The organism is Gloeomargarita sp. SRBZ-1_bins_9 (assembly GCA_039794565.1).
Lineage (GTDB): Bacteria > Cyanobacteriota > Cyanobacteriia > Gloeomargaritales > Gloeomargaritaceae > Gloeomargarita.
Map to the genome: position 1 here is coordinate 192,126 of JAUQVX010000002.1, position 24,207 is coordinate 216,332.

Annotated in this window: 28 protein-coding genes and 1 tRNA gene; 12 read left to right on the forward strand and 17 right to left on the reverse strand. The window is 59.6% G+C overall.

Annotated features, from left to right (window positions below):
* Nucleotides 1–18 precede the first annotated feature (18 nt).
* Together Q6L55_03395 and Q6L55_03400 are read left to right on the forward strand one after the other, a co-directional pair.
* A complete protein-coding gene (locus tag Q6L55_03395; protein MEN9257760.1) occupies nucleotides 19–567 on the forward strand; it encodes a GDYXXLXY domain-containing protein in 549 nt (182 codons plus the stop codon).
* A 387-nt stretch (nucleotides 568–954) separates the two neighbouring features.
* A complete protein-coding gene (locus Q6L55_03400; GenBank protein ID MEN9257761.1) occupies nucleotides 955–1,644 on the forward strand; it encodes a zinc metallopeptidase in 690 nt (229 codons plus the stop codon).
* Here Q6L55_03400 and Q6L55_03405 read toward each other — a convergent pair.
* The 3 genes from Q6L55_03405 to Q6L55_03415 form a co-directional block, all read right to left on the reverse strand.
* Entirely contained in the window at nucleotides 1,615–2,793 is a 1,179-nt protein-coding gene (locus Q6L55_03405; GenBank protein ID MEN9257762.1) for a lipid-A-disaccharide synthase-related protein, read from the reverse strand. The two genes, Q6L55_03400 and Q6L55_03405, sit on opposite strands and share 30 nt — an antisense overlap.
* Complete coding sequence (locus tag Q6L55_03410; GenBank protein ID MEN9257763.1) at nucleotides 2,794–4,881, reverse strand: hypothetical protein; 2,088 nt, start codon at nucleotides 4,879–4,881, stop codon at nucleotides 2,794–2,796.
* A gap of 100 nt (nucleotides 4,882–4,981) precedes the next feature.
* Nucleotides 4,982–6,916, reverse strand: a complete 1,935-nt coding sequence (locus Q6L55_03415; protein MEN9257764.1) for a TM2 domain-containing protein — start codon at nucleotides 6,914–6,916, stop codon at nucleotides 4,982–4,984.
* A 147-nt stretch (nucleotides 6,917–7,063) separates the two neighbouring features.
* Here Q6L55_03415 and Q6L55_03420 point away from each other — a divergent pair, with 147 nt between their 5' ends.
* Nucleotides 7,064–7,225: a hypothetical protein gene (locus tag Q6L55_03420; protein ID MEN9257765.1), complete on the forward strand. Its 162-nt coding sequence runs from the start codon at nucleotides 7,064–7,066 to the stop codon at nucleotides 7,223–7,225.
* 2 nt (nucleotides 7,226–7,227) lie between these two features.
* On the opposite strand, the gene Q6L55_03425 is transcribed toward Q6L55_03420, so the two are convergent.
* Nucleotides 7,228–7,731 carry a Holliday junction resolvase-like protein gene (locus Q6L55_03425; GenBank protein ID MEN9257766.1) on the reverse strand — a complete coding sequence of 168 codons (504 nt, stop codon included), beginning with the start codon at nucleotides 7,729–7,731 and terminating at the stop codon, nucleotides 7,228–7,230.
* A gap of 351 nt (nucleotides 7,732–8,082) precedes the next feature.
* Entirely contained in the window at nucleotides 8,083–8,280 is a 198-nt protein-coding gene (locus tag Q6L55_03430) for a hypothetical protein (protein MEN9257767.1), read from the reverse strand.
* A gap of 228 nt (nucleotides 8,281–8,508) precedes the next feature.
* Here Q6L55_03430 and Q6L55_03435 point away from each other — a divergent pair, with 228 nt between their 5' ends.
* On the forward strand, nucleotides 8,509–8,826 hold the full coding sequence (locus Q6L55_03435) for a DUF1825 family protein (protein ID MEN9257768.1): 318 nt from the start codon (nucleotides 8,509–8,511) through the stop codon (nucleotides 8,824–8,826).
* A gap of 1 nt (nucleotide 8,827) precedes the next feature.
* Nucleotides 8,828–9,322 (forward strand): hypothetical protein, encoded by a 495-nt coding sequence (locus Q6L55_03440; protein ID MEN9257769.1) that lies wholly within the window; start codon nucleotides 8,828–8,830, stop codon nucleotides 9,320–9,322.
* Nucleotides 9,323–9,426: 104 nt separating this feature from the next.
* Here Q6L55_03440 and Q6L55_03445 read toward each other — a convergent pair whose 3' ends face one another.
* Entirely contained in the window at nucleotides 9,427–10,278 is an 852-nt protein-coding gene (locus tag Q6L55_03445) for a peptidoglycan recognition family protein (protein ID MEN9257770.1), read from the reverse strand.
* Nucleotides 10,279–10,381: 103 nt separating this feature from the next.
* Between Q6L55_03445 and Q6L55_03450 the strand changes: the two genes are divergently transcribed.
* Nucleotides 10,382–10,498: a photosystem II reaction center protein Ycf12 gene (locus tag Q6L55_03450; protein ID MEN9257771.1), complete on the forward strand. Its 117-nt coding sequence runs from the start codon at nucleotides 10,382–10,384 to the stop codon at nucleotides 10,496–10,498.
* Here the strand turns inward: Q6L55_03450 and Q6L55_03455 are convergent.
* The 4 genes from Q6L55_03455 to ndk form a co-directional block, all read right to left on the reverse strand.
* The gene (locus Q6L55_03455) at nucleotides 10,469–11,143 is read right to left on the reverse strand and encodes an SDR family oxidoreductase (protein ID MEN9257772.1); all 675 of its coding nucleotides are present in this window, start codon (nucleotides 11,141–11,143) and stop codon (nucleotides 10,469–10,471) included. The two genes, Q6L55_03450 and Q6L55_03455, sit on opposite strands and share 30 nt — an antisense overlap.
* A 142-nt stretch (nucleotides 11,144–11,285) precedes the next feature.
* Nucleotides 11,286–12,455 carry a pyridoxal phosphate-dependent aminotransferase gene (locus tag Q6L55_03460; protein ID MEN9257773.1) on the reverse strand — a complete coding sequence of 390 codons (1,170 nt, stop codon included), beginning with the start codon at nucleotides 12,453–12,455 and terminating at the stop codon, nucleotides 11,286–11,288.
* A gap of 40 nt (nucleotides 12,456–12,495) precedes the next feature.
* Nucleotides 12,496–13,263 carry a twin-arginine translocase subunit TatC gene (tatC, locus tag Q6L55_03465; protein MEN9257774.1) on the reverse strand — a complete coding sequence of 256 codons (768 nt, stop codon included), beginning with the start codon at nucleotides 13,261–13,263 and terminating at the stop codon, nucleotides 12,496–12,498.
* A 20-nt stretch (nucleotides 13,264–13,283) separates the two neighbouring features.
* Nucleotides 13,284–13,736 carry a nucleoside-diphosphate kinase gene (gene ndk / locus Q6L55_03470; protein MEN9257775.1) on the reverse strand — a complete coding sequence of 151 codons (453 nt, stop codon included), beginning with the start codon at nucleotides 13,734–13,736 and terminating at the stop codon, nucleotides 13,284–13,286.
* Between the two features lie 72 nt (nucleotides 13,737–13,808).
* On the opposite strand from ndk, the gene Q6L55_03475 reads away from it, so the two are divergent.
* Nucleotides 13,809–15,233: a TldD/PmbA family protein gene (locus Q6L55_03475; GenBank protein MEN9257776.1), complete on the forward strand. Its 1,425-nt coding sequence runs from the start codon at nucleotides 13,809–13,811 to the stop codon at nucleotides 15,231–15,233.
* 3 nt (nucleotides 15,234–15,236) lie between these two features.
* Nucleotides 15,237–16,286 (forward strand): threonine synthase, encoded by a 1,050-nt coding sequence (gene thrC / locus Q6L55_03480; GenBank protein MEN9257777.1) that lies wholly within the window; start codon nucleotides 15,237–15,239, stop codon nucleotides 16,284–16,286.
* Here the strand turns inward: thrC and Q6L55_03485 are convergent.
* Together Q6L55_03485 and Q6L55_03490 are read right to left on the reverse strand one after the other, a co-directional pair.
* On the reverse strand, nucleotides 16,283–16,783 hold the full coding sequence (locus Q6L55_03485; GenBank protein MEN9257778.1) for a TIGR02652 family protein: 501 nt from the start codon (nucleotides 16,781–16,783) through the stop codon (nucleotides 16,283–16,285). The two genes, thrC and Q6L55_03485, sit on opposite strands and share 4 nt — an antisense overlap.
* Nucleotides 16,784–16,824: 41 nt before the next feature.
* Entirely contained in the window at nucleotides 16,825–17,196 is a 372-nt protein-coding gene (locus Q6L55_03490) for a DUF4359 domain-containing protein (GenBank protein ID MEN9257779.1), read from the reverse strand.
* Nucleotides 17,197–17,273: 77 nt separating this feature from the next.
* Here Q6L55_03490 and purE point away from each other — a divergent pair, with 77 nt between their 5' ends.
* Entirely contained in the window at nucleotides 17,274–17,747 is a 474-nt protein-coding gene (purE, locus tag Q6L55_03495) for a 5-(carboxyamino)imidazole ribonucleotide mutase (protein MEN9257780.1), read from the forward strand.
* Here the strand turns inward: purE and Q6L55_03500 are convergent.
* Nucleotides 17,710–18,951 (reverse strand): 4-hydroxy-3-methylbut-2-enyl diphosphate reductase, encoded by a 1,242-nt coding sequence (locus Q6L55_03500; protein ID MEN9257781.1) that lies wholly within the window; start codon nucleotides 18,949–18,951, stop codon nucleotides 17,710–17,712. The genes purE and Q6L55_03500 overlap by 38 nt on opposite strands.
* Nucleotides 18,952–19,028: 77 nt before the next feature.
* On the opposite strand from Q6L55_03500, the gene Q6L55_03505 reads away from it, so the two are divergent.
* A tRNA-Phe gene (locus Q6L55_03505) sits at nucleotides 19,029–19,101 on the forward strand.
* Nucleotides 19,102–19,311: 210 nt separating this feature from the next.
* On the opposite strand, the gene Q6L55_03510 is transcribed toward Q6L55_03505, so the two are convergent.
* The 4 genes from Q6L55_03510 to Q6L55_03525 form a co-directional block, all read right to left on the reverse strand.
* Nucleotides 19,312–19,539, reverse strand: a complete 228-nt coding sequence (locus Q6L55_03510; protein MEN9257782.1) for a hypothetical protein — start codon at nucleotides 19,537–19,539, stop codon at nucleotides 19,312–19,314.
* 92 nt (nucleotides 19,540–19,631) lie between these two features.
* Nucleotides 19,632–20,717 (reverse strand): 3-isopropylmalate dehydrogenase, encoded by a 1,086-nt coding sequence (leuB, locus tag Q6L55_03515; GenBank protein ID MEN9257783.1) that lies wholly within the window; start codon nucleotides 20,715–20,717, stop codon nucleotides 19,632–19,634.
* Nucleotides 20,718–20,758: 41 nt separating this feature from the next.
* A complete protein-coding gene (locus tag Q6L55_03520) occupies nucleotides 20,759–22,660 on the reverse strand; it encodes a fumarate reductase/succinate dehydrogenase flavoprotein subunit (protein ID MEN9257784.1) in 1,902 nt (633 codons plus the stop codon).
* Nucleotides 22,660–23,343 (reverse strand): hypothetical protein, encoded by a 684-nt coding sequence (locus Q6L55_03525; protein MEN9257785.1) that lies wholly within the window; start codon nucleotides 23,341–23,343, stop codon nucleotides 22,660–22,662. The genes Q6L55_03520 and Q6L55_03525 overlap by 1 nt, the downstream gene beginning before the upstream one ends.
* Nucleotides 23,344–23,509: 166 nt before the next feature.
* On the opposite strand from Q6L55_03525, the gene Q6L55_03530 reads away from it, so the two are divergent.
* Nucleotides 23,510–23,671 (forward strand): hypothetical protein, encoded by a 162-nt coding sequence (locus Q6L55_03530; GenBank protein ID MEN9257786.1) that lies wholly within the window; start codon nucleotides 23,510–23,512, stop codon nucleotides 23,669–23,671.
* Between the two features lie 6 nt (nucleotides 23,672–23,677).
* On the forward strand, nucleotides 23,678–24,205 hold the full coding sequence (locus tag Q6L55_03535; protein ID MEN9257787.1) for an aspartyl/asparaginyl beta-hydroxylase domain-containing protein: 528 nt from the start codon (nucleotides 23,678–23,680) through the stop codon (nucleotides 24,203–24,205).
* Nucleotides 24,206–24,207 lie beyond the last annotated feature (2 nt).

Genomic DNA, 24,207 nt, shown 5'->3' on the forward strand with positions numbered 1-24,207 from the left:
AGCTAGGGGGGAAAATCCATGAAATTGCCCTATTGGCGCTTGCTATTGCCCTTACTGGTTCAAGTGGCTATCCCTTTGTCTTTGGTCGCTCCCTACTACGCGGTTATCACCAGTGGTCGGACGGTTTATTTGCGGGCTATACCTGTTGATCCCTACGACCCGTTGCGGGGTTATTCCCAGATTCTGGGCTATGAATTTGGGCAACGCCGTTACCTGGAATCTCTCCCTGGCGGAAAGAATCTTACAGCCGGTGAAACAGTTTACGTTGTTTTTAGCGCTCCTGTACAGCAAGAACGATCCTTGCCCTGGCAACCGGTACGGGTAAGTGCCACTTTGCCCCAGGATTTAGCTCCCCAGGAAGTTGTACTCAAGGGCCGTCTCAAAAACGGCAGGATTGACTATGGAATTGAGGAAATATACATCCCCGAAAACCAAAGGGACCGCATGAATGCCCAGATTGCTGAGGCCAGCCAAAGAGAGCAACTGCTGGTGGAGGTCAAGGTGGATGCAGGCGGTCGTGCTCTGGTGCGCGCGATCTGGCTCCAGGGTCAAAGGTATCAATTTTAGAGGGATTAGCAGTAGGGCTTCCCGGTGGCGCAGGGTGTTCATGGCCATTGCCCAGGTAAACACAAAAAGTTGATGGACACGGGGAAAGACGGTCTTGGTCGAGGTCCTCAATGACCCGGCGAAAGATGGTGAGCGACCAGGGGCAGGCGCCCTCCAATTTCTAAGGAGCGCACCCCGACGGTGGGTAAATCCTGGGGTGGCACCGGCGGACTGGCCTTGTACGTGCCCCTGGGGATCACGTTGGGTTCGGTTGCCGGATGGAAGATTCGAATGGCAGCGGCCTGGTCAATGGGCACAAGTCTGCCTTGGCTTTGGACGGCTATCCGCCCTGTCCCGACCGTTCCCCTGACCTACCATAGAAATAGGGCAGTACAGGGCAAAAAGCATATGTTCTACTGGGACCCGTTGTATTTTCTCTTGGCGTTGCCAGCGCTGGTACTGGGATTGTGGGCGCAAATGCGGGTGCAGTCGGCCTTTCAACGCTACTCCCAGGTGGCCACTCGCTTGACCGGTGCCCAGGCGGCGCGTTTGTTGCTGGACCGCTACGGACTGAAAGAGGTGCGGGTGGAACGGGCGCAAGGGTTTCTCACGGACCACTACAATCCCCTGACCCGGGAGTTGTGCCTGAGTCCGGCGGTGTATGACGCGCCCACGGTGGCAGCGGTTGGGGTGGCGGCCCACGAAGCGGGTCATGCCTTGCAACACGCCGAGGGCTATGCCCCCTTGCAATTTCGGTCGGCGATTGTGCCGGTGGTGGCCTTTGGCAGTTGGTTGGGGCCGATTCTGTTTATGGTGGGGTTTTTCTTTAGCGCCCTGCGGATACTGGCCTGGATCGGGGTGCTGGTCTTTGCCGCCTCGGCGGTGTTTGCCCTGGTGACCCTGCCGGTGGAGTTTGACGCCAGCCAGCGCGCTAAGAAGTTGTTGGTGGCCGAAGGGATTTTGGCGCCCCAGGAAATGGTGGGGGTGAATGCTGTTCTGGATGCAGCAGCTTTGACTTACGTGGCGGCGGCGATTCAAGCGATTGCTAACCTGCTGTACTACGTGCTGTTACTGCTGGGCAGCGACCGGCGACGCTAAAAGCCAGAGCAGCACCTGGGCAATGCCAGCCGCGCCCTCACCCCTGGCCACCCGCTCACTACCGTTTTCCCGGCAACGCTGGTGATAGGTTTCGTCGTCGAGAATCCGATCCACCCATTGGGCAGCTTGCTGGAGTTCCCGGTTACCCGCCGGCCCCCGCCCCACCGTCTGCACCGAGCACCCCAGCAGGCGCATTTGGGCTTCGGCAAAGCGATAGGTGAATTGGGGACCGCGCCCCGGAATCTGAATGACAGGTTTGCCCAGCCCTACAGCCTGCTCAATGGCGGTGCCGGCCATGCCCACAACCACCCGACTGGCGCTGACAATGTCGGCAAACCGCGACTGGCTGTAGTAAACCGTGCCCCTATCGCTTCGGAGTTGACCGTCCTGGTGTCCCCAGCCTGCCTGGTGGGCCAGTTCATCAAGGAGTGGCTTTGTGAATCCGGGTACTAGGGCTGCCCAGATGTGGACCTGGGGGCGCAGAGCAAACAGGCTATAACAAAAGCGCAGGAGCAACCGGAGGTTTTCGGCGGCCTCCGGGAAACGACTCCCCGGTAGGAGGGCAACGACGGGGTGGGGGTTCAGGGGTTGGCCACTGGGTTCCAGCCCGTCCAGGATGGGATAGCCAGCAAACCGGGCCTTGCTCATACCCCGCTGCTGGAGATGCTGGGCGGTGAGGGCATCGCGGGTGAACACCTGAAGACACCGGGGCGACTGCAATCCCCACCAGGTCAGGGCCGGGAGCTTCAACACGCCTTCGTAGTAACTGGAGGTGGAAACGATAAACGCCGCGTAGGGCCGCCCCGATAACCGCGCCAAGGTCAAGGGCACCCCATCTCCCACCGCCATGATGAGATCACAACTAGGAGCCACCCGCCGCACCGTTTGCCACTGTTGCCAGGTCAAGTGGGGCAATCCCGCCAGGACATCCCGCACCAGCAGCCAAGGATTCATGTACACCATACCCCCCGACGGCAGCGCCCGGGTCGGTCCAATGATGGGAATATCCAGCCGCCGGTAAGCCTGTCCCGTTCCCACCAAGGGCAGTGCCCACACCTCCACGCCCCCCAACCGACGACAGGCCGCCGCAATCAAGCTGGCGTTCAGGTCTTCCCCGTGTCCATTGCTGAGAAACAACAACCGCCCCATTTACTCCCAACCCGCCCAATCCGTCTGCATCCAGGTTTGCAGAATTTGCCACCAGGTCAGCACCTGCACCCGCCGGGTCTCAAAGGTGGCTGCAATCCACAGAAACAGGACTCCTGTTGCCAGCCCCAGCGCCCAGAGAAAAAAGCTGTAGGTCGTCACCAGAACCACCACCTGCACCAGCATTTGCCCCAGAAAAATCAACGTTCCCACCCACCAGTAGGCCCGCACCCGCCGCCCCAGCCCCCATCCCACCAGCCCTAACCCCAGGGCCATCACCAACAAGCCCGGCCCCCAGGCCCCCTGAGTTTCCCAAATGGCCGTTGCCCCTACTAATCCCGTCGCCCAACAGCGCAACCAATGCCGTTGCTGGCGGGTGTGGGTTTGCTGCCAGTAGTGGTCCACCTGCGCTATATACAGCAGCGACAGCCCCCCGATCAACCCATAGGCCAGAAACGACGACCAATTTTGCTCCCGCAGAAATTTCCACAGCCCCCAGTCCAGCAGTAATAAACTGACATAGCTCCAGCGCAGGTTATCCCGGGCTGCCCAGGCGTAAAACGCGGCGGTGACCAAAAGATTGGGCCATGTTACCCAGGCGCCACCCGCCACCCCGGCCAGCAGGAGTATCGTTCCCCCCGGCACCGTTAACCCCACCGCTCGCCAGGGGGCGTTTTCCGGCCATCCCCAGCGGTCCCAGGGCGCCCAGACCAGAAACCAACCCAGTCCACTGCCGATGACTCCAGCCCAAGCCGCCAACGTCGTCTCCGGCAAGACCACCATGAGCACATCCCCGACCGCCGCCAACCAGGTCGCCATCCCAGCCCACACCCAAACTCCCTGGCGCCGCCCATACCCCAGGGCGTAGCCGCTGCACAGGAGCAGGACCACCCCATGGCCCAGCACCCCGTTCCGACTAGTGGCAAAGCCGAAGCGCAGGGTCGCCAGCAACACCGCCAGACCCCAGTGACCATGCCCCAAGCCGCGAGCTACGGGGGAAGGAATGATATGCTGCCCCCAGCGCCCTAAACCGACATAAACAAAACTCAACAGCACCGCCAACCCCGCCAGGGTCGTCCAGCCATCCCCCGTCGGCAGCCGTTGTTGTTGGAGCTGATAGATCAGGAATTGGTACAAGCCCAGGGAAATAGCTCCCCAGCCGCCATAGGCCAACCAGGTTTCTAGGGACCGCCAGCGCTGCACCGTCAACACCACCAGGCCAAAGCCCACCGCCGTCCAGCCCGTCATCTCCATCAGCGGCACCCCCAGCCCGACTATCAGCCCCAGCGTGGCGTAGAACAGGGGAATAGCCATCACCCAACGCACCTGCAAATACCGCCGGAGCAACGCCAGCGCCCCCAGCCCCAACACCGTATTGCCCAACGCCAATACTAGCCAGCGGTCCTCTCCCGTCAGGACAGCCCCGGCGCCCAGAGCCACCTCCAGCCCAAAAACCAGTAGCCAACCCAACCAGCCCTGCACCCCTTGCCCCAACCGGTAGACCAGCCCCAGAAGCACCACCCCCAGGCTTGCCAAGATGTGCTTGACCGTTATTTCTGCCGGCAAAACACTCACTGTATAGGCTGGAGCAACCCGATAGGCCGCCATCAACACCAACCCCCCACTGATCCCCACCGCCCAATCATGGGCTATCCAGGCATAGAGGGGGCTGCGCCGGGCCAAGTAGTGGTAAGTCGCCCACACCAGGAGTAAAAAAGCCGTTTCCAGAACCGTCGTAGTGACACCTAGTCCATCCGGCATGAACCGCAGCCAGAGCCACCCCCCCAGGGACAGGGCCACCCACCCCGTTAATCCATTGGGCCAGCGCCCCGTGCCTACTGCCCCTACGACCACCGCTCCCCCCAGCGCCAACGTCCGCCAGGCCTCCGGTATCAACAACACCACCAACGCCGCCTTGACCGTCGCCAGCCCCACCCACCAGCGCGGTAACGGACACAGGGGTTGCCAGGCCAAAAGACTCAACGCCAAGGGGGGCAACAACCCACTCAAGGACCAGGCATTCTCCCCAGCGACCAGCCACTGCCCATAACCTAAGACGGCCAGCACCAGGCCCACCGGCCAGCCAGTCATCCGCCAGGGATGCGCCGTACAGCACCAACACCATTCCCCCGCCGCCGCCGTGAAGAGAAGCAGCGCCCAGATTTCTCTCGGCAGGTCGGGAGCGATGCGGTCAACGGCAAACAGCAGCGTACTCCAGACCAGCCCTTGCTCTAGGTAAACCCAACCCAGAGATATTCGTGATTGCCCCCGTCCCCACAGCCACCCATACAGCGCGCACCCCCCCCCCCCCCACCCCCCCCCCCCCCGACCCCCCCGGCCACCCACACAGCAGCCCCGCGCCCAGCCCCGAGAAAACCCACAACCCCCCATACAGCGCGCACCCCCCCCAGACCAACCCCCACCAGGTGGGATTGGCCAGGCTACCTAGGCATAAGCCCGTCCCCAGCGCCAGAGCAAACCAGCGACCATCCCGGGCTAAATCCCCATCCCCCCGGCGCTCCCACCAGCGGCTCACGGCTAAGGTCACCCCCACCGCCGGCAACCACAGCACATTCAGCAACACCGTCGGCATCCCCAGGGACCCCCCCACCCGTTGGGCCAGAGTCAGCAGGGCCTCACGCCCGGTTGCCGGTATCCCCGTCCACAGCAGCCACCAGGCTTGCAGTTGCAACAATCCCAATCCCCAAACCCCCAGCCGTTTCCGGGTTTGTCGTACCCAGCGATAGACTAATCCCCCCAGCACCAGCACCATACCGGCTGCCGACCAGGCCCAGGTCCAGCCCGCACTCGCCCATAGCCAACCAGCCACCACCAACGGCCATCCCACCCAAGCCGGCCCCAGCAGCACCAGCAACCCGCCACTTACCCCCACCGCCAGGGCCAACTCCCGGGCCGACCAGCCCAGCGTCCAGACCGCCCGCACCAGCAGGAAGCCCACCCCCCCCGCCACCGCCAGTTGGGGCCATTGCCAACGCCGTTGCCCCAGGAGCACCCCCGTCGCCAAGGCCCCACCCAAATACACCGCCCCGTAAATCAGCACCGGTTGTTGCCAGCCCAGGTGCAGCCAGGCCAAGGCCACCCCCGCCAGTCCATCACGCCCCAGGAGCCACAGCCCCACCCCACTCAACGTCACCCCGGCGCCGCTGACCAGCAACCAGGATTCCTGCTCCACCCCTAGCGCCGCCATCGCCCAGAAATTCAGGGGAATCAGCAGCACCGTCAATCCTTGGAGTAATCCCGCCGTCAGGGGCACCCGCTGGCTTTGCCGCAACCAACCCGCCAGCCCACCAAACGCCAGGGTATAGAGCCACAACAGTCCGTATTGCCCAACCCGACCCAGGGCATCCCAGGCGCTAAGGGCCAGTACCGCTGACGACACCACCACCAAAAACACCCCAACCAACCCCAGCCAGAGAATGCTCAACTCCGCCTGCAAGGATTGCACCAACACAGGTGGTTGGGTTGTCCCTGTTTCCGGTTCAGCCGGTATAGGCACCACACCCCGCTGCTGATTGGCTCTTGTTGTCAAGTAGGGAATCAGCAACCCATCCACCAACTGCCCAACGCCACACAAACCAAACGTGAACAACCACAGCCATCCCCAGACCCCTTGGCCCAGATACAGCCGGTGCAGGCCACATAAACCCACCCAACCCAGCGTCCACCACAGATAGGCCGTCCCTACCGACAGCGGTCGAGCACCCAGCGGGGATAGCACCGGCGCCGTTTTTTTGAGGGGTTGGCTGAGATACTCCTGGCAAAACAGGGCGACTGGTTGAGGGGACAACAACCCCAGTTCCACCCACCGGTCCAAGCCCGCCAGCAACGGTTCCGTTAGCCGGGAAAGCACCACCTTACCTTGAATGGGTGCAATGATTAAACCTAACTGTGCCCAGGTCTGTATCCCTTGGATCAACTGGGGAATCTGAGCGGCAGTGGTGATATTCAGCGTGAAATCCGTCGTTCCCGTTTTTTGTTGAGTAATCGTCAGGGTCAAGGTCGCCCCATCCCACAGTCCCCGCGCCTGCCAGTCCTGCAATCCCGCCACCAGAGCTGTTGCCGATGGACTAGAAAAACGCAACACATACCCTCGGGCTGAGGCCATGTCGCAGGGGGGAAACTGTTCTTACATATACCACATCGCTTCAGGTGAGGGGTTGATGCCGCTTCCAGGTCAATGGCTACCAATGTGGACCAGGTTCCTGTCCAGGTTAAGATGGATAGCCAGATGGCGTAAGGAATCTTTAGGCTTATGGAGTGGTTTAACCGCTGGGTAATGCCCCTGTTGCTGATTCTGGCCTTTGGCATGGCCCTGGTAGCCGTAACCGCCCGGTCATTTTTGCCGGGAGATATGGCTGCGCCAGCGCCCACAGGTACCATGCCTTTCTATGTTCAGCCTAGATTGACCACTTAAGCCTATCCAGCCGGCCGAATGACCTCAAATCTGACCCGCCCCTGCTGTACTGCTTGAGCAATTTTCTGCTGATGTTCTGAGAGGTCAGCACGACCGGTTTTAATGTCAACGAAAATGATTTCTAAATTTGCCCCATCATCCTGTCCATCCTTGACTGCTGTGTAGCCGTTGAACACAATATAGTCCACCGGGTTACCCAGGAAACGAGCATCGGATGGCAGGTAGGGAAAACCGGGCAGAAACGGGGCAAATTGTTCGGCAAGATGGCCCTTAATTACGGAACGGCTAGTGGCTAGGCTTTTAGTTTTTGCCTGCTTTATTTTTTCTTGATACTCCCGTTGCATGGAACGAATTTGGTCTTCATAACTTTTGATGTCGTTTTTATGCTGCTGTTCCAGAGACTGAATTCTCCGCTCATAACTGTTAATAATGTTTTGTATCTCCTTCTTTCGCAATAGCAGATAGGTTGTCCCTGCACCAACAATAATCCCCGCTAGGAAGCCCAAGAAGAATGATATCATGGCCTACCCCTTCACCACCTTAACTTGCCCACGGTCCTAGCCCGAACCTAGCAGATCAACATAAACCGCTCCCCCAGATGATGATTATGGTAGGGTGAAGGGAGTCTTCCAGTCAAGAAAAAGGCAGTGCCATGCAAGCAATGATTCATAAGTACTGATAGATTTCTCCTCACCAAGCGACCAATTTATTTAAGCGTATTATGGAATCGCTCAATCTAGCCCTCGTTTCGTTCCCCTGCCCAGGGACAATCTGGGTGCACAACTATGCTGTCTTCGGGAAAAACAAAATAGGGGCAGCTCAACTGACTACCCCCTCTGGCTAAACCGATACTTAACCTAGCTCAGCGCACTCGGACCATGGTCGTAATCAATCCGAAACGTGGGCTGTACCTTCCCTTGAATGTGGCCGAAGTAACCAGGCAGTTGATGTACCCCGGCTTCCGCCGCCGTCCGACCCAGCAGGCTTTGTTGCCGATTGCGAATCTGGGCCGTGCGCTGCACCATCAGTAACCGTGCCCGTTGTTGCGTATCCATGGTTCCTGTCCCTCCTTCTGACGTCGTCGGTGTGGTCGCCGCTCACCCAGACCCTCTGGGTAAACTCCTTGGCTTTCTGTATCTAATGATACAGAAATTTTCGGGGATTTGTCCATGAGTCTGGTCAAAAAACGTTACAAAGGGTGAGGGGGCCGGATTTCCCCACTCCAGGTGGCTACTGGCAGGGGTTAAGGTGAAAGAAGAGGGTGTTGACAAGGGTTCTAGGGTATGAGCTTTTTTGATTCGGAGATTGTGCAAGCGGAAGCCCGGCAAATTTTCCAGGACTATCAGAACCTCTTGCAACTGGGCAGTAACTACGGCAAGTTCGACCGGGAAGGGAAACGTTTGTATATCGAGCAGATGGAGGGGCTGCTGGAGCGCTACCGCATTTTTATGAAGCGGGTGGAGTTGTCGGACGACTTTATGGCCAAGCTAACCTACAAGCAGTTAGAGACGTTTTTGGAACGCTTTGGCCTGACCCCCCAGCAGATGTTTGACCAGATGGAACAGGCCCTGGAGCGGATGAAGCGGGAAATTGAGCCGTAGGGTGGTCATTGGTGTCATGGGGCCCGGGGAAGCAGCCAGTCCCGAGGTGTGTGTGGTGGCTATGGCCCTGGGGGAAAAAATCGCCCGAGCCGGTTGGGTGTTGCTCACCGGTGGTCGGAATGTGGGGGTCATGCGGGCGGCTACCTTAGGGGCGCGGCAGGCTGGAGGACTCACCATTGGTATCCTGCCGGAGGCAACCGACACCGCTGCCATCCCTGAACTGGACCTTGTGATTCCCACTGGTCTGGGGCAGGCCCGCAATGTGGTCAATGTGTTAGCCAGTCATGTGGTGGTGGGCTGCGGCTGGGGGGCTGGTACTACATCCGAAATTGCCCTGGCCATCAAATACGGTAAACCTGTGGTCCTGCTAGAGATGCCCCTGGTGGCTCAAACCTTTTTCCAACACCTGTCGCCGGCGGTACGCATCGCCCAAACGCCTGATGAAGCGATTAGCCTTGTGGGTCAGCTTCTCACTATGGGCCACCAAGCAACCTAAGCTAGTACCCCTCGCTGCCGGCATGGTATCGCTACAGACGGCAAAGAATGACTTAGGCGCATACCCAAGGTATGGCTTCGCTCCTACTTTACCCAGCGGGTCTGCTATTGGTCGTGAAAGCCAAAGAAAATTTCCCGGCGCCGGGGGTATTGGTTGAGGTAGCGGCGGAACTTTTGCCAATCGAAACTGCGGGGGTCTATGCGCGTGCCGGAGGTGTCCACCGCTTTATGGGTGGTGATGCGTTCCCAGGGCACACAGGTTTTGGCAATGAGCCAGGCCAGCGACCGATACTGAGCGTCGGTGTAACCGCTGTGAACCGTGGGATTGGCTGGAGGTGGGGGTGTAGGCACAGGTTTGGATACCGGCGTTGCGGTTGTCTCCCCGGCGGGTTGCGGCGGGCGATAGTAACCATCCACCGGCGATTCCAGGGAAATGTGATAGGCAAAGTTGTTGACGGAAAACACGCCTTTGGGGTTGGTTTTGACCGCTTCCCCCCGAAAGGACGAAGGTGCCGCGCCAAATGCCCGCAGATGGGGAGGGACCAGATACACCACCGTTCCGTCGCGCCGGATGATTACGTGGTAGCTGACTTGCAGCTCATCCCGACCTGTATGGTCTTTTTGAAACAAACTAATTGCGGCATCGGCAGGGCCGGCAGTTTCATGCAGGACAATCAGCGGCGCATAGTCAATCGGTTGCCCCCACACATCCACCTGGTGCCGTAAGCCGTAGTTGCTGGGGTGGACAAAGACTGTTTCTTCCCGGGGTTGATACTTAGGCCAGGATTGGGCTGCGGATAAACCCTCGGGACACAAGCCAGGCCCTGCCGGTAAGGGAGACAACTGGCTAATCACAATTGTTTCCGCCGGTCGTCGCCACCATCCCCAGGCTTGCGTCGTGGCCAAGCAGACCATAACCAGAATTGCCCATAGCAGCCAACGCCACCACCGCCGCATCACGGTGCCACCTCACACGCCGTTTTATAACATTTTGTAGCGATTGAACTGGCTGTAACCCACTTCTCCTAAAATGACTGGGTGTTTGTCTGGGAGGGAGCTTATGTCTGCGCTGCTGGAGAACTGGGAAACCTTGGTACAGCTACTGGTCGTGGCGCTGGTAATTCTGGCCGGGCCGGCGGTGATTTTCCTACTGGTGGCGCGCAACGGCAACCTGTGAAAACCACATCTCCGGGGGCAATTCCGGCTGATCCGGGCGGGTAATGATTTCAAAAATGCCATTGCGGGCCGCCGGTTGAGACAGGGCCTCGACACAGACCTGGGCTACCCGTTGTCGGGGAATCCGCCCCTCGAATAACGTATCCGGCCCCTGAATCACCAACCCCCCTGGGACATTCTCATTCAATAATCCCCCCGGTCGCACAATCGTATAGGTCAAGCCGCTGTTTTGCAAATACAATTCCGCCTGCTTTTTCCAGTACAAAATAAACCAAAACAGGTTGAGGGGGTGGAAAAGCTGGGAAACACACAGGGACGACACCAGTACAAAATGCTGTACCCGGTGCAACTTGGCTACATCCACCAGGTTTTGCGTGCCGCAGCAGTCCACCGCCCAGGGTTCGGTGACCTTCCAGGACGGTCGTGCCCCTGTCGCACATAGCACCACATCACAGTTGGCCACCGCTGCCGGTAAGGTGGCTGGTTCGGTAACATTCAGGGTCACCAGTTCAACATCCTGGGGCAGGATTTGCCGCGCCCGCTCCCAATCCCGTACCCCTGCCCGCACGGTAACCCCCCGCCGAATCAGCTCCTGGACAATCCGCCGACCCGTCTGCCCCGTCGCTCCTGCAACTAAGGCTCGCATGGGAACCCCGCTCGGTACTTTCTCCAGTTTACAGCTCAGCCGCAGGGGGTGACTGGTCTCCCTACTCCGAAGGACCCACCGGCAGATATCCGCTGACTAGAGCAAGGATGCAATGCCTTTGCCAGCTCCGTTCAACTCAGGGTCAACGGTAACGAATACCCGCCTGCCGCATCCGTTCGATGGCCAATTGCATCCGTTGTTCCGGCACCGTGAGGGCAATGCGGAAAAAGCCTTCGCCGGCAGCGCCATAGCCATTCCCCGGCGGCACAATGATCCCGCACTTTTCCAACAACAAAGTGGCGAATTCGGTGGAGGTATAGCCCGCCGGCACCGGTGCCCACACATACAAGGTGGCTTTCGGGGCAGTAATGGGCCAGCCCAGGGACTGCAACCCCGCCACAATTAAATCCCGTCGCCGCTGGTAGACCTGCATCAGGGCCTGTAACTGCGCTTCCGTAGTCTGGAAAGCGGCCATAGCGGCCCGTTGGATGGCCTTGAACACCCCCGAATCCACATTGGTCTTCACCTGCCCCAGGGCCTTTACCCCCTCCGCCGCGCCGCAGACAAAGCCCACCCGCCAGCCGGTCATGTTGTAGGACTTGGAAAGGCTGTGAAACTCAATGGTGATTTCCTTCGCGCCCGGTACCTGCAGCGCGCTGGGGGGCTTGTAGCCATCGTAGGCCATTTCCGAATAGGCGTGGTCATGGCACAGCAGAATATCAAACTCCCGGCAGAAGGCCACCGCCTCCGCAAAAAAGTCCAGGTCGGCAATCGCCCCCGTAGGATTGTTGGGGTAATTCAGCCAGAGCAACTTGGCCCGCCGCGCCACCTCCGTGGGAATCGCCGTAAAATCCGGCAAAAACCCCCGTTCGGGCTTAAGAGGCATGGTGTAGGGTTCCCCACCGGCAAACAGCGTCGAGGTGCGATAGACCGGATAGGCCGGATCCGGAATTAACGCCACATCGCCAGGGTCCACAAAAGCCAAAAACGTGTTGTGGATCGCTTCTTTTGAGCCAATAGATGACACCACCTCCCGGTCCGGGTCCAGAGTTACCCCAAACCGCCGTTGCATCCAAGCCGCCGCCGCTTGCCGGTATTCCTTTGTGCCCTGGTAGGGGGGGTAATTGTGGGTGCTGGGGTCATCAATCGCCCGGTGCATCGCCTGGACCACATGGTCCGGGGTGGGCTGGTCCGGGTCCCCAATGCCCATATTGATCACATCCACCCCCTGGGCCACCAGAGCGTCCCGCTTGCGGTCAATTTCGGCAAACAAATAAGGGGGAATCTGCTGCAAACGACGGGCCGGTCGCATCACTGCCTCACGCAAACGTATGTTGTTCCATCATAAGGCATCAGCGCTTAGGCAAAAACCACACCGCCAGTCCAATCCCCCCCAGATACAAACCCGCCATGGCACCCGCCAGTAGGATTTGGGTCAGGGGGTCAGTTGAGGGCGTCAAAATGGCCGCCACCACCACTGCAATCAGCACCACATAGCGCCAGCCTGAGAGCATCTGCCGGGGGGACACCAGTCCTAGGGCGCTCAGGACAAACTGCACCACCGGAATTTGAAACGCCAGCCCCGTGCCCAACAGCAGGAGCAACACGAACTCGAAATAGCGCTCGATGGACCACAGGGGTTCAACGACCTCCGCCCCGTAGTTTAGGAAAAACCGCAGGGCCGCCGGAATCAACACCCCATAGGCAAAGGCCATCCCGGCCACAAACAGCACACTCGACCCCAGCACCACCGGCCCCAGCAACCGCCGCTCCCGCCGCGTCAACCCCGGCAGTACAAAGGCAATGATCTGGTACAGAATCAGGGGGCTACTGAGGATCAAGCCGCTGTAGGCCGCCACCTTCAGGGAAACGAAAAAAAACTCTCCCGGCGCCATCTGCAAGAATTTCACTTCCCCCGCCGGTGCCTCTAAAAACTGTACGATGGGTTTGACGCCGATAAAACACAGTACCGTGGCCACGGCAAAGGAACCAATGGCCCACCATAGCCGCTGTCGCAACTCCTCCAAGTGGTCAAACAGCGACATTTCCACATCATCAGGCGTTTCATCCAGAGGGTCGCGCTCCGGCGTCAAAACAGGGGTGGGTGGCTCCGCCGTCATAGCAACCGCAAATCAGGTTTTTACGATTCTACCAACCAGGGTCGGGTCGCCGGTTGCCAGGAAACCAGTTCATCCGGGGCAAACCACAGGGCAATTTCCCGTTGGGCCGTTTCAATGGCGTCTGAGCCGTGGATGAGGTTCCGCCCGATACTGATGCCAAAATCGCCGCGAATCGTTCCCGGTTCGGCATTCAGGGGGTTCGTCGCTCCAATAATTTTACGGGCAGCGGCCACCACCCCCTCCCCTTCCCAGACCATGGCCACCACCGGCCCGGAGGTAATGAATTCCACCAGGGACGGAAAAAAAGGGCGCTCCCGGTGCACGTCGTAATGTTTTTCCGCCAGCTCCCGGGAAACCCACAGCATTTTCAACCCCACCAGCGTAAAGCCTTTGGCCTCAAAGCGGCGGATGATTTCCCCCACCAGGCCCCGCTGCACCCCGTCCGGTTTAATAGCAATAAACGTCCGTTCCATCGGTTCCCTACCCAAACTCCTACTGAATTGTAGCCAAGCCTGCGCTAGATTAAGACAGATGAGGTCAAGGCCATGAACCCGAAAACCCTCCTGCAAGCAATCGACGTGCCAGCGGACTGGGTTGGGCTGCGGCTGGTGCGGGAAAAAGCCACCCACTACCACTACCGTGATGGTCACCCGGAACACCAGGGGCGCACGGACACCTGGGGCGCAATGGTGGAGGTGAGTGTCCAGGGTCGGCACTACTACAGCGCTACGAATGATATCACTCCCAGTGGCCTGCAACGGGCTGCCCAATGCGCCTATGCCTACGCCGCCAACCCACAGCTCCCCCGCACCCATGCCTTCCCCACACCGCCAGCGGTGACGGGTCGTTACAGTAGCCCGCTACGCCAGCCCTGGTGGGAACTCCAGCCCAGTGACCTAGCAGAACTTCTGGTTAAGGTGTGTCACACGCTCAAAGTCAGCGAGGCCATTATCTGTAGCCGGGCGGCCCTCTCCCTGACGGAAACGGAAACCTGGTGGGTAACCAGCAACGGGGCGGAAGTGTATCAGCACTTCTACTACACGGCCAATCATTTTGCGGCGACGGCCCAGCGGGGCACGGAAACCCAAACCCGCACGGACCACGGCACCCTGGCGCGGTGTTACCAAGGGGGGCTGGAATGGCTACTCACTGATGACCTGTGGGCGCGGGTAGAGCGCATCGGCCGGCAGGCGGTAGAACTGGTGGAGGCCGAAAACTGTCCCACCCTGCGCACCCACCTGGTGTTGGCCCCCGACCAGATGCTGTTGCAAATCCACGAGAGCGTGGGCCATCCCTTGGAGCTGGACCGGATTTTGGGGGACGAGCGCAACTATGCCGGCTGGAGCTTTGTGCGGTTGGCGGACTTTGGCCAGTTGCAGTACGGGTCGCCTTTGATGAACATCACTTTTGACCCCACCGTGCCGGGGGAATTTGCCACCTATGCCTATGACGACACCGGGGAACCGGCCCAGCGGGAGTATCTGATTAAAGAAGGCAAACTCCTGCGGGGGTTAGGCAGTCGCGAAAGCCAAGGGCGTTCAGGGGTTTCCGGTGTGGCCTGTGGACGCGCTTGTTCCTGGAACCGTCCCCCCATTGACCGCATGGCCAATCTCAACCTAGAACCCGGCAGCGGCGACCTGCAAGCCGTCATCAGTGACATCGAGCAGGGGATTTATATGGAATCCAACCGTTCCTGGTCCATTGACGACTACCGGCGCAAGTTTCAGTTTGGGTGCGAATACGCCCGGCTGATCGAAAACGGTCAGTTCACCAAAACCCTGAAAAACCCCAACTACCGCGGTGTAACGTTGGATTTCTGGCGGAATTTGGTGCGAGTAGGCGGCCCAGAGACCTGGGAAATGTACGGCTCGCCCTACTGCGGCAAAGGGGAACCCAACCAGGCAATTCGGGTAGGGCATGGGTCGCCGGTAGCCGTGTTTGCCGATGTGGAGGTTTTTGGGGGCGGCTGACCCATGTGGCAAGGGGTAATTCACCATTTTGGGGAATACTTACCCGTCAGTGACCGGACGCCCGTGGTCACCTTGTATGAGGGCAACACCCCCTTGATTCCCGTCCCCCGCATCAGCAGTTACCTGGGCAAAAAAAACGTGCAGGTCTGGGTGAAATTTGACGGTCTCAATCCCACCGGCAGTTTTAAAGACCGGGGCATGACGGTAGCCATTAGCAAGGCCAAGGAGCAGGGGGCGGAAGCGGTGATCTGCGCCAGTACGGGAAATACCTCCGCCTCTGCCGCTGCCTATGCCCGCCGGGCCGGCATGAAAGCCTTTGTCCTCATTCCCGATGGCTATGTGGCCCTGGGGAAATTGGCCCAAGCGTTGATGTACGGGGCGCAGGTGTTGGCGATTCAGGGCAACTTTGACCAGGCCTTAGCCCTGGTGCGGGAGCTGGCGGAGCACTACCCTATTACCCTGGTGAATTCCCTCAACCCCTATCGCCTGGAGGGGCAGAAAACAGCGGCCTTTGAGGTGGTGGACCAACTAGGACGGGCACCGGACTGGCTGTGTATTCCAGTGGGCAACGCCGGCAACATCACCGCCTACTGGATGGGCTTTTGCCAATACCTGCAACGGGGCAAGTGTCATCATTTACCCCGGATGTTGGGGTTTCAGGCCGCTGGGTCAGCGCCCCTGGTGCAAGGAGCGCCAGTGGACCATCCCGAAACCATTGCCACTGCCATTCGCATCGGCAACCCCGTCAACTGGCAGAGTGCCTTAGCCGTACGGGACGCCAGCCAAGGAGGGTTTTACGCCGTTAGCGACCAAGAAATTTTGCAAGCTTACCACCTGTTAGCCCGGGAGGAGGGCATCTTTTGTGAACCGGCCAGCGCCGCCGCCGTCGCCGGTTTATTTCATCTACAGGACCAAATTCCCGAGGACGCTACCATTGTCTGTGTATTAACGGGCAACGGCCTCAAGGACCCGGACAACGCCCTGCAGGGTCACCCGTTCACCCAGGGGATTCCCCCACAGCGGGAGGCGCTGGCGCGGGCGATGGGATTTTAGTCAAACAACCGCAGATAGGGATAGCGCACCGGCGTCCCCGGCTCCTTATCCAGGACAAAATTAATCACTTCCCAACAGGGGTCTTCGCTGGGGTGGGGGCTAAAGGCCACCGGCAACCCGTACAGGCGATAGCGGCAGCCATCTTCACCGGGGCGGCTGGTTTTTTCCAGATAGCCCGTCATCAAGTCCTGATAGCGCTGGGCAATCGTGACCTTGGTTGCTCGGTAACCCTGGCTGTAGAGCTGGTCCAGAGCCTCGTGAATCTCAAAGCGAATCCCATCCGGGTGCGTGTGTTGGCGGTACCACTGTTGTTGCCAACGGCGCCAGCGGCGTCCCGACTGCAAATGCACCAACTCCCCCGTCTCCGGGTTGGCTTCAAAGGCCCCGTGGCGGGGACACAGATAGGTATCCGTCAATGTCAAGGCCGGAATCATCTGCCGGCAATGGGGACAGGGAATCTCCGGGCCGAAGATCGGATACTGCCAGCTCGGTGACACCAAGGGAAGCACTCCCACGCATCTACTGCCATTGTAACGGCCTATGGGGGTGGGATGGTGATCAACTGGCGGGCAATCCCCAGGGTGCGATAGCGGTTACCAAACAAATCCGTCGTGTAAATGCTGAACACCAGGTAATTCTGTACCTTGGTGTTGCGCCGGAGAAATTCCTTGGTGGGTTCCTTCAGCGCCAGCAGCAGTTCACTACAGGATTGTTGGAGATAGGGCGCCAGCATCCTCAAAAAATCGTCCGTCTGCTGGGTTTCCCTGAGCAACTCCGGCAGGCGCGGGCAAAGTTCCTGGCGCAGGGTGCTGTAGGCATACTCCAGATACTGCCGCTCAGGGGGATTCGTAACCGTCAACCCCACCACCGCCACACCCACCACCGCTGCTAGACCCCAACCCAGCTTCATGTCCCTTGCCTGACCCCATCCTCCAGTATGATAGAGACGCCGCGTGGAGGTCACAAGTGCCTTTAGTTGGGATCATCATGGGCAGTGATTCGGATTTGCCGGTGATGCAGCAGGCGGCCCAGGTGTGCGCCGAATTCGCTGTGCCCTACGAACTGGCCATTGTCTCGGCCCATCGCACCCCCCATCGCATGGTCAGCTACGCCGAATCGGCCCACCAACGGGGACTGCGGGTGATCATTGCGGGCGCCGGTGGGGCAGCTCATTTGCCTGGCATGGTGGCCTCCCTGACCCCTTTACCGGTCATTGGCGTGCCCATTCCCACCGCTCATCTCCAGGGGTTGGACTCCCTCTACTCTATCGTGCAAATGCCCAAAGGGATTCCCGTTGCCACCGTCGCCATCGGCAATGCCACCAATGCCGGTTTACTCGCCGTACAGATCCTGGCCAGCCACGACCCCGAACTCCTACAGCGGGTGCAGGCCTATCGGCAAAACCTGAGTCAACAGGTACTGGCTAAACAGGCGCAACTGGAGCAACAGGGCTGGCCGTAACCCCCTTGATGGCCAAGATTTTCTCGATCACATCCGCCACCACCTTATCCGGCGTTGACGCCCCTGACGTGACCCCTACCGTGATCGGCCCCTCCGGCAGCCAGGGTTCGGCGATGGCCAGGTGGTGCAAATCAGGGCTTAGGGGTTTGTGCTGCACCCGGTTGCCCGGCCCGATCCGGTCAGCGCTGTCAATGTGGTAGGAGGGAATCCCATGTTCGACGGCAATCTCCTGTAGGTGGGTGGTGTTGGAGGAGTTAAACCCACCGATGACCACCATTAAATCCAGGGGGTGTTTCACCAGTTCAAACATGGCGTCTTGCCGTTCCTGGGTGGCATCGCAAATGGTGTTAAAACTCAGAAAATGCTCGTGCAATTTGACCGGCCCGTATTTCTGTAACATGGTGTGTTCAAAGAGCTTGCCGATGGCTTCCGTTTCCCCCTTGAGCATGGTGGTCTGGTTGGCAATGCCGATCCGCTCCAGGTGCCGATCGGGGTCAAAGCCCGGCGAACAGGCGCTGCGGAATTTGGCTAAAAATTCCTCCTTGTCTCCCCCATGCAGAATGTAGTTGGCCACATAGCGAGCCTCCTCCAGGTTCAACACCACCAGGTAACGTTCGGCGTGAGAGCTGGTAGCGATGGTTTCTTCATGTTTATATTTGCCGTGAATGATAGAAGTATAGCCGCCTTTGCGGTGCTTGCCCACCCGGTTCCAAACCTTGGAGACCCAGGGACAGGTGGTATCCACAATGATGCACTCCCGCGCATACAACAGTTCCATTTCCTGGACGCTAGCCCCAAAGGCCGGCAGGATGACCACCGCCCCCCGTTCGATAACGCTGAAGTCCTTTTTGCCGTCAGGCCCCACCGGCACGAATTCGATCTGCATCTGGCGCAGGTTTTCGTTCACCGAGGGGTTGTGGATGATTTCGTTGGTAATCCAGATGTGGGCGTCGGGAAACTGGCGGCGGGTTTCGTAGGCCATGGCAATCGCCCGTTCCACCCCCCAGCAAAATCCAAAGGCCTCCGCCAGGCGAATGGTCACGTTCCCCAGGGTCAAGACGTTGTTATGGCTGCGGATGCGCTGGATCAGGGTACTCTGGTATTCCTTCTGGAGGACGGGTTCCACTTCCGCTTCCCGCCCAAAGCCCATGCGATAGTAGCGGTCGGAGTTGCGCAACGTCTGCCGGAGGGTGCGGGGGTCCATGGATCCAGGCCAACAACTACACTCTGCATGATAATGGAGTTCTTCTGCTTTGGGTAGGCTATAATGATTTATTGCCTGCCGGGATAGCTCAGTCGGTAGAGCAGGGGACTGAAAATCCCCGTGTCGCCAGTTCAAGTCTGGCTCCTGGCACTTCAGCGCGTCTGCCGTCTCCAAAAGTTCAGCGTCTCACCAGGGCTGGACCGCTGTTCTTCGGCCTCCTGCTCCCGACGCCAGGCGTTGCGTGGTGCGGCGCTGAATTTGACAAGTACCGGCTGCTGGCGAATAGCAAACCAGTTGGGGGTCTAGGCCGACCAAGGTTAACCGGTTAAGGGGTCCCCGAGCGCAGCCCCGCTGTGATAATCAGCTCGTTTCCCCCCGCAACAACTGACCCGGCACAAAGAACTCACAGGGGAGCAACACCGGTTTGCGGGAGAAGATCAAGGTGGTGTGGTAGGTGTCGCAGTTAACCGCTACGCCCACCAGGGGCCTGTGCCGATAGCGGGCCTGGTAGTCCCGATAGACGCTGCGGGCAGCTTTGAGGGCCTCTGGTTCCAGTAAAACCGGCGGTTCCGTGGTGTCTGGAGACATGGGCCAACCTCCTGCAGCGCGTACCTCCAGTTTAGCCATCCGTATCAATTCCAGGCTAAGCCGGGGTTAAATTTTTGTAAAAGTCTGGTCCATCAGGCCAAGGCCGCGGCTACTTGCGCCCCCATTTCCCGGCAGCCTACCCGCTTTGTCCCCTCGGTGTAAATATCGCCGGTGCGGTACCCCTGTTGCAACACCTGGGACACCGCAGCCTCCAGGGCATCGGCCGCCTCCAGCTCGTTGAGTCCGTAGCGCAACAGCATGGCCGCACTCAGGATTTGCGCCAGGGGATTGGCCACATCTTTGCCGGCAATATCCGGGGCGCTGCCATGCACCGGCTCAAACACCCCTGGCCCCCCCTCCCCCAAACTGGCCGACGGCAACATGCCAATACTGCCGGTCAACATGGCCGCCTCGTCCGACAGAATATCGCCAAACAAGTTGCTGGTGACGATCACATCAAATTGTTTGGGCCAGCGAATCAGTTGCATGGCGGCGTTGTCCACATACAAGTGGGTTAAGGTCACGTCGGGGTAATCCTGGGCTAGGGCATTCATGCGCTGGCGCCAAAGTTGGGAGACCTCCAGGACGTTGGCTTTGTCCACCGAGCAGAGCTGTTGGCGGCGCTTTTGGGCAGCCTGAAACGCCACCCGTCCGATGCGGTCAATTTCACTGGCCCGATAGGTCATGGTGTTGACCGCCCGTTGCTCCCCGGTTTCGGTGGTGAAAATGCCCTTGGGTTGGCCAAAATAAATCCCGCCGGTGAGTTCCCGCACCACCAGAATATCTACACCGCTGACGATGTCGGGTTTCAGGGGCGAGGCCGCCACCAGTTCGGGAAACACCTTGGCCGGACGTAGGTTGGCAAAAAGACCCAATCCCGCGCGCAACCCCAACAGAGCCTGTTCCGGGCGCAGATGGCTGGGCAACTCATCCCACTGGGGTCCCCCCACCGCCCCCAATAGCACCCCATCGCTGGTGCGGCACAACTCTAGGGTCTCCGGCGGCAAAGGTTGGCCCGTTTGGTCAAGGGCAGCACCCCCGATCAGCGCCTCCTGGAACACAAAATCCAAGCCAAACTTTTGCCCCACCTTTTCCAGCACCGTCAAAGTCACGGCCATGATTTCCGGCCCGATGCCATCCCCCGGCAGTACAGCAATCCTATAGCAACGACGGGTCATGCCCCCTCCGGCAATACCAGCACAGGGATTGTATCAGAAAACTAGCGATAGTCCCGCACGGTGGGTTGGACCGCCGTAAACGTTAGGGGTTCGGTATGGCGCACCGGTGGACCATCTGGTCGCCATTCCCACAACGCCACATGGCTAAAGCGCTCATCATCCCGCAGCGGTTCCCCTGCCGGTGTCTGGTACTCCTCCCGGAAATGGGCGCCGCAGGATTCCTCCCGCGTCAGGGCATCCCACACCATCACTTCCGCCAACTCCAGGTAATCTGCCACCCGTCCGGCGTACTCCAGCGCCTGGTTCCAGCCCTCTAGGGTCCCCGGCACCCGCACCTCCTGCCAAAACCGTTGACGCAAATCCCGGATTTGTGCCAAGGCCGTTTTCAACCCCTGGGCCGAGCGGCTCATGCCCACCTGGTCCCACAACAGTAGCCCCAACTCCCGGTGAAACGTGCGGGCCGACGTGGGTCCTTGGATGGCCAGCAAGGTGGTCAGCTGCTCCCGCACCTGCTGTTCCGCCTGGACAAACTCGGGGGTGTCGGTGCGCAACGGTTCCGGTGGCCTCCCCGCCAAAAAATGCCCCAGGGTATAAGGCAGGATGAAATAGCCGTCCGCCAAGCCCTGCAGCAAAGCGCTGGCCCCCAACCGATTGGCCCCGTGATCGGCAAAATTGGCCTCCCCCAGGACAAACAGCCCCGGTAGGTTGCTCATCAGGCCGTAGTCCACCCACAGCCCCCCCATGACGTAATGCACCGCCGGGTAGATGCGCATGGGGGTCCGGTAGGGGTCTTCCCCCGTAATCCGCTGGTACATGGCAAAGATATTGCCGTACTTGCGCTCGATGTCTGCCCGGTCCTGGGCTACTTTGTCCTGGAAATCCAAATACACCGCCTGCCCCACCCCATAGCCGGCATCGCACAGGCGTTTAATCGCCCGCGCCCCAATGTCCCGAGGGACCAAATTCCCGTAGCGGGGATACAGCCGCTCCAAAAAGTAGTCCCGTTCCTCCGGGGGAATCAGGTGCGGCGGACGGGGATCACCGGGCATTTTCGGCACCCACACCCGCCCGTCGTTGCGCAAGCTCTCGCTCATTAGCGTCAGCTTGGATTGCCCCTCCCCAGCAGCGGGAATGCAGGTTGGGTGAATTTGTACAAAGCTGGGATTGGCCAAGAAAGCCCCCCGTTTGTGGCAGCGCCAGAGGGCGGACGCATTGGCACTTTTGGCATTGGTGGACAGGTAATAAATGTTGCCATAGCCCCCCGTGGCCAGAACCACCGCATGCCCGGCGTAGCGCTCCAAATCACCCGTCAGCAAATTGCGCACCAAAATACCCCGCGCCTGGCCCCCTATCACCACCAAATCCAGCATTTCCCGGCGCGGCAACAGGGTCACCGTTCCCCGCTGCACCTGGCGCAACAAGGCCCCGTAGGCCGCCAGCAACAACTGCTGCCCCGTTTGTCCCCGGGCGTAAAAGGTGCGGGACACCTGGGTACCCCCAAAGGAACGATTGGCCAGCAATCCCCCATACTCCCGGGCAAATGGCACCCCCTGGGCCACACAGTGGTCAATGATCTGGGTGCTGACTTGGGCCAGGCGATAGACATTGGCCTCCCGCGCCCGAAAATCTCCCCCCTTGAGCGTCTCGTAAAACAAACGCCAGACGCTGTCCCCGTCGTTTTGGTAGTTTTTGGCGGCGTTAATTCCCCCCTGGGCAGCAATGCTATGGGCGCGGCGGGGACTATCCTGCAAGCAAAACACCAGCACCCGATAGCCCAGTTCCCCTAGGGTTGCTGCCGCCGAAGCCCCCGCCAGTCCCGTCCCCACCACCAAAACCGTGTACTGGCCCCGGTTGGCTGGACTTACCAGGCGACAGTAGCTTTTGAAGGTCTCCCACTTTTGGGGCAATGGGTCGCTGGGGATAGGAATGCTCTGGGGAAACATCAGCGGGATTGCAAATAGAGCGCCAAGGGAATCAGGGCATAACCGGCCATCAGCAATAGGCTCAAGGCGGCGCTCCAGGTCGGCAGATGGGGCGTCCACCGAGGATGACCCACCCCCAGCGATTGCAAACTGCTGCCGATGCCGTGGGCCAAATGCAACCCCAACGGAATGAGCGCCAGCTCATAAAACCCTAGCCAGACCGGCGATTGAAACTGGTGTTTCACCAAAAACTCCAAATCCCGGTTAGGCTGCAGGCGAAAATTTTGCAGATGCACCGCCAAAAACACCAGCACCAGAGGACCCGTCACCACCATCCAACGGGATGTCCAGGAGACCAACCAGCGGCGGTGGTGAGGACGGTGAAAACGCCGTTGCGACCGAGCAATCGCCATTGCCAAAGCCCCATGCACCACCAGCGCCGCCAATAACAGGATTTCGACGGCATGGAACAGCCAGCCCCAGCCCGTCAGGGTCGCCGCCAAACGGTTATATTTCCCCGGCGTATCCAACAGCAGCCAGTTCCCCGCCAAATGAAACAGCAAAAACCCCACCCACAGCAGCCCCGCCAGGGCGATTACCCCCTTTTGTACCAGCGTGTTGAAGGGGAGCTTCAGCGTGACCATGCCCTCATTCCGGCGCGTACCCACCAGCCGACAGCCACCACCGCCAGAGCAAACGCCCATCCCACCACCGCCAACCATCGCCGGTAAGGAAAGCCGGACGGTCGCTGCGGTTTGGGGCGCATGGGCCAAGCGGCTAGGGTTTCCAAGAGCATTTTAGCCCGATCGGCTTGCTCCTGGTGGTGTCGCTAGGGCACAATAACTTGCCGAGTCGGATGGGTAAAGTTCTATGCAGGATCACCGGACAGGAATTGTCACGGAGCTGGTCAAGGCTTGGCGATGGGTGGTATTCATGGTGCAATTGCTGGGGCAGATGGGGGGGCCTGGCGGTATCCTCCGTGCCCTCGCTCGGACCATCACCATCCTACTGGAGCGGGCGCTGCGGGGATAGGGGGTCATGTTCAAGAACAAGGAAGATTTTCCCTTTACGGCTGTGTTGGAAACCCACTGGCAGGTGATTCGTGATGAAGCCCTGGCGGTGGAGCAAAAACGCTTCTTGGCCTGGCCGGAAAAGCATCTCTACGACCAAGGGTGGGAGGTGTTTGGCCTGTTTGCTTTTGGGGTGGAAATTGCCGGCAATACGCGCCTGTGTCCCCAGACCACCCGCCTGGTGCGGGACATCCCCGGTTTAGTGACTGCGGGTTTTTCGGCCCTGCAACCCGGCACCCATATTGCTCCCCACCGGGGTCATGAGGATGGCGTTTTGCGATGTCACCTGGCTTTGGCCGGTTGTGCCGGTTGCACGATTCGGGTGGGGGACCAGGTGCGCGCCTGGCAGGAGGGGCAGTGTCTGGTCTTTGACGATACAACCGAGCATGAGGTCTGGCACCGGGGGAGCGAACGGCGTCTGGTGCTGTTGTTGGATTTTTATCCCCAACCCCGGCCACCCCAGCGGCTAAGCTGGTGGAAATGGTGGCAACGGTGAGA

Coding starts and splice junctions, on each gene's coding strand:
- Q6L55_03395 (MEN9257760.1), top strand. CDS start 19: ATGAAATTGCCCTATTGGCGCTTGCTATTGCCCTTACTGGTTCAAGTG.
- Q6L55_03400 (MEN9257761.1), top strand. CDS start 955: ATGTTCTACTGGGACCCGTTGTATTTTCTCTTGGCGTTGCCAGCGCTG.
- Q6L55_03405 (MEN9257762.1), bottom strand. CDS start 2,793: ATGGGGCGGTTGTTGTTTCTCAGCAATGGACACGGGGAAGACCTGAAC.
- Q6L55_03410 (MEN9257763.1), bottom strand. CDS start 4,881: ATGACTGGCTGGCCGGTGGGCCTGGTGCTGGCCGTCTTAGGTTATGGG.
- Q6L55_03415 (MEN9257764.1), bottom strand. CDS start 6,916: ATGGCCTCAGCCCGAGGGTATGTGTTGCGTTTTTCTAGTCCATCGGCA.
- Q6L55_03420 (MEN9257765.1), top strand. CDS start 7,064: ATGGAGTGGTTTAACCGCTGGGTAATGCCCCTGTTGCTGATTCTGGCC.
- Q6L55_03430 (MEN9257767.1), bottom strand. CDS start 8,280: ATGGATACGCAACAACGGGCACGGTTACTGATGGTGCAGCGCACGGCC.
- Q6L55_03435 (MEN9257768.1), top strand. CDS start 8,509: ATGAGCTTTTTTGATTCGGAGATTGTGCAAGCGGAAGCCCGGCAAATT.
- Q6L55_03445 (MEN9257770.1), bottom strand. CDS start 10,278: ATGCGGCGGTGGTGGCGTTGGCTGCTATGGGCAATTCTGGTTATGGTC.
- Q6L55_03450 (MEN9257771.1), top strand. CDS start 10,382: ATGTCTGCGCTGCTGGAGAACTGGGAAACCTTGGTACAGCTACTGGTC.
- Q6L55_03455 (MEN9257772.1), bottom strand. CDS start 11,143: ATGCGAGCCTTAGTTGCAGGAGCGACGGGGCAGACGGGTCGGCGGATT.
- Q6L55_03460 (MEN9257773.1), bottom strand. CDS start 12,455: ATGCGACCGGCCCGTCGTTTGCAGCAGATTCCCCCTTATTTGTTTGCC.
- tatC (MEN9257774.1), bottom strand. CDS start 13,263: ATGACGGCGGAGCCACCCACCCCTGTTTTGACGCCGGAGCGCGACCCT.
- ndk (MEN9257775.1), bottom strand. CDS start 13,736: ATGGAACGGACGTTTATTGCTATTAAACCGGACGGGGTGCAGCGGGGC.
- Q6L55_03475 (MEN9257776.1), top strand. CDS start 13,809: ATGAACCCGAAAACCCTCCTGCAAGCAATCGACGTGCCAGCGGACTGG.
- thrC (MEN9257777.1), top strand. CDS start 15,237: ATGTGGCAAGGGGTAATTCACCATTTTGGGGAATACTTACCCGTCAGT.
- Q6L55_03490 (MEN9257779.1), bottom strand. CDS start 17,196: ATGAAGCTGGGTTGGGGTCTAGCAGCGGTGGTGGGTGTGGCGGTGGTG.
- purE (MEN9257780.1), top strand. CDS start 17,274: ATGGGCAGTGATTCGGATTTGCCGGTGATGCAGCAGGCGGCCCAGGTG.
- Q6L55_03500 (MEN9257781.1), bottom strand. CDS start 18,951: ATGGACCCCCGCACCCTCCGGCAGACGTTGCGCAACTCCGACCGCTAC.
- Q6L55_03510 (MEN9257782.1), bottom strand. CDS start 19,539: ATGTCTCCAGACACCACGGAACCGCCGGTTTTACTGGAACCAGAGGCC.
- leuB (MEN9257783.1), bottom strand. CDS start 20,717: ATGACCCGTCGTTGCTATAGGATTGCTGTACTGCCGGGGGATGGCATC.
- Q6L55_03520 (MEN9257784.1), bottom strand. CDS start 22,660: ATGTTTCCCCAGAGCATTCCTATCCCCAGCGACCCATTGCCCCAAAAG.
- Q6L55_03525 (MEN9257785.1), bottom strand. CDS start 23,343: ATGGGCGTTTGCTCTGGCGGTGGTGGCTGTCGGCTGGTGGGTACGCGC.
- Q6L55_03530 (MEN9257786.1), top strand. CDS start 23,510: ATGCAGGATCACCGGACAGGAATTGTCACGGAGCTGGTCAAGGCTTGG.
- Q6L55_03535 (MEN9257787.1), top strand. CDS start 23,678: ATGTTCAAGAACAAGGAAGATTTTCCCTTTACGGCTGTGTTGGAAACC.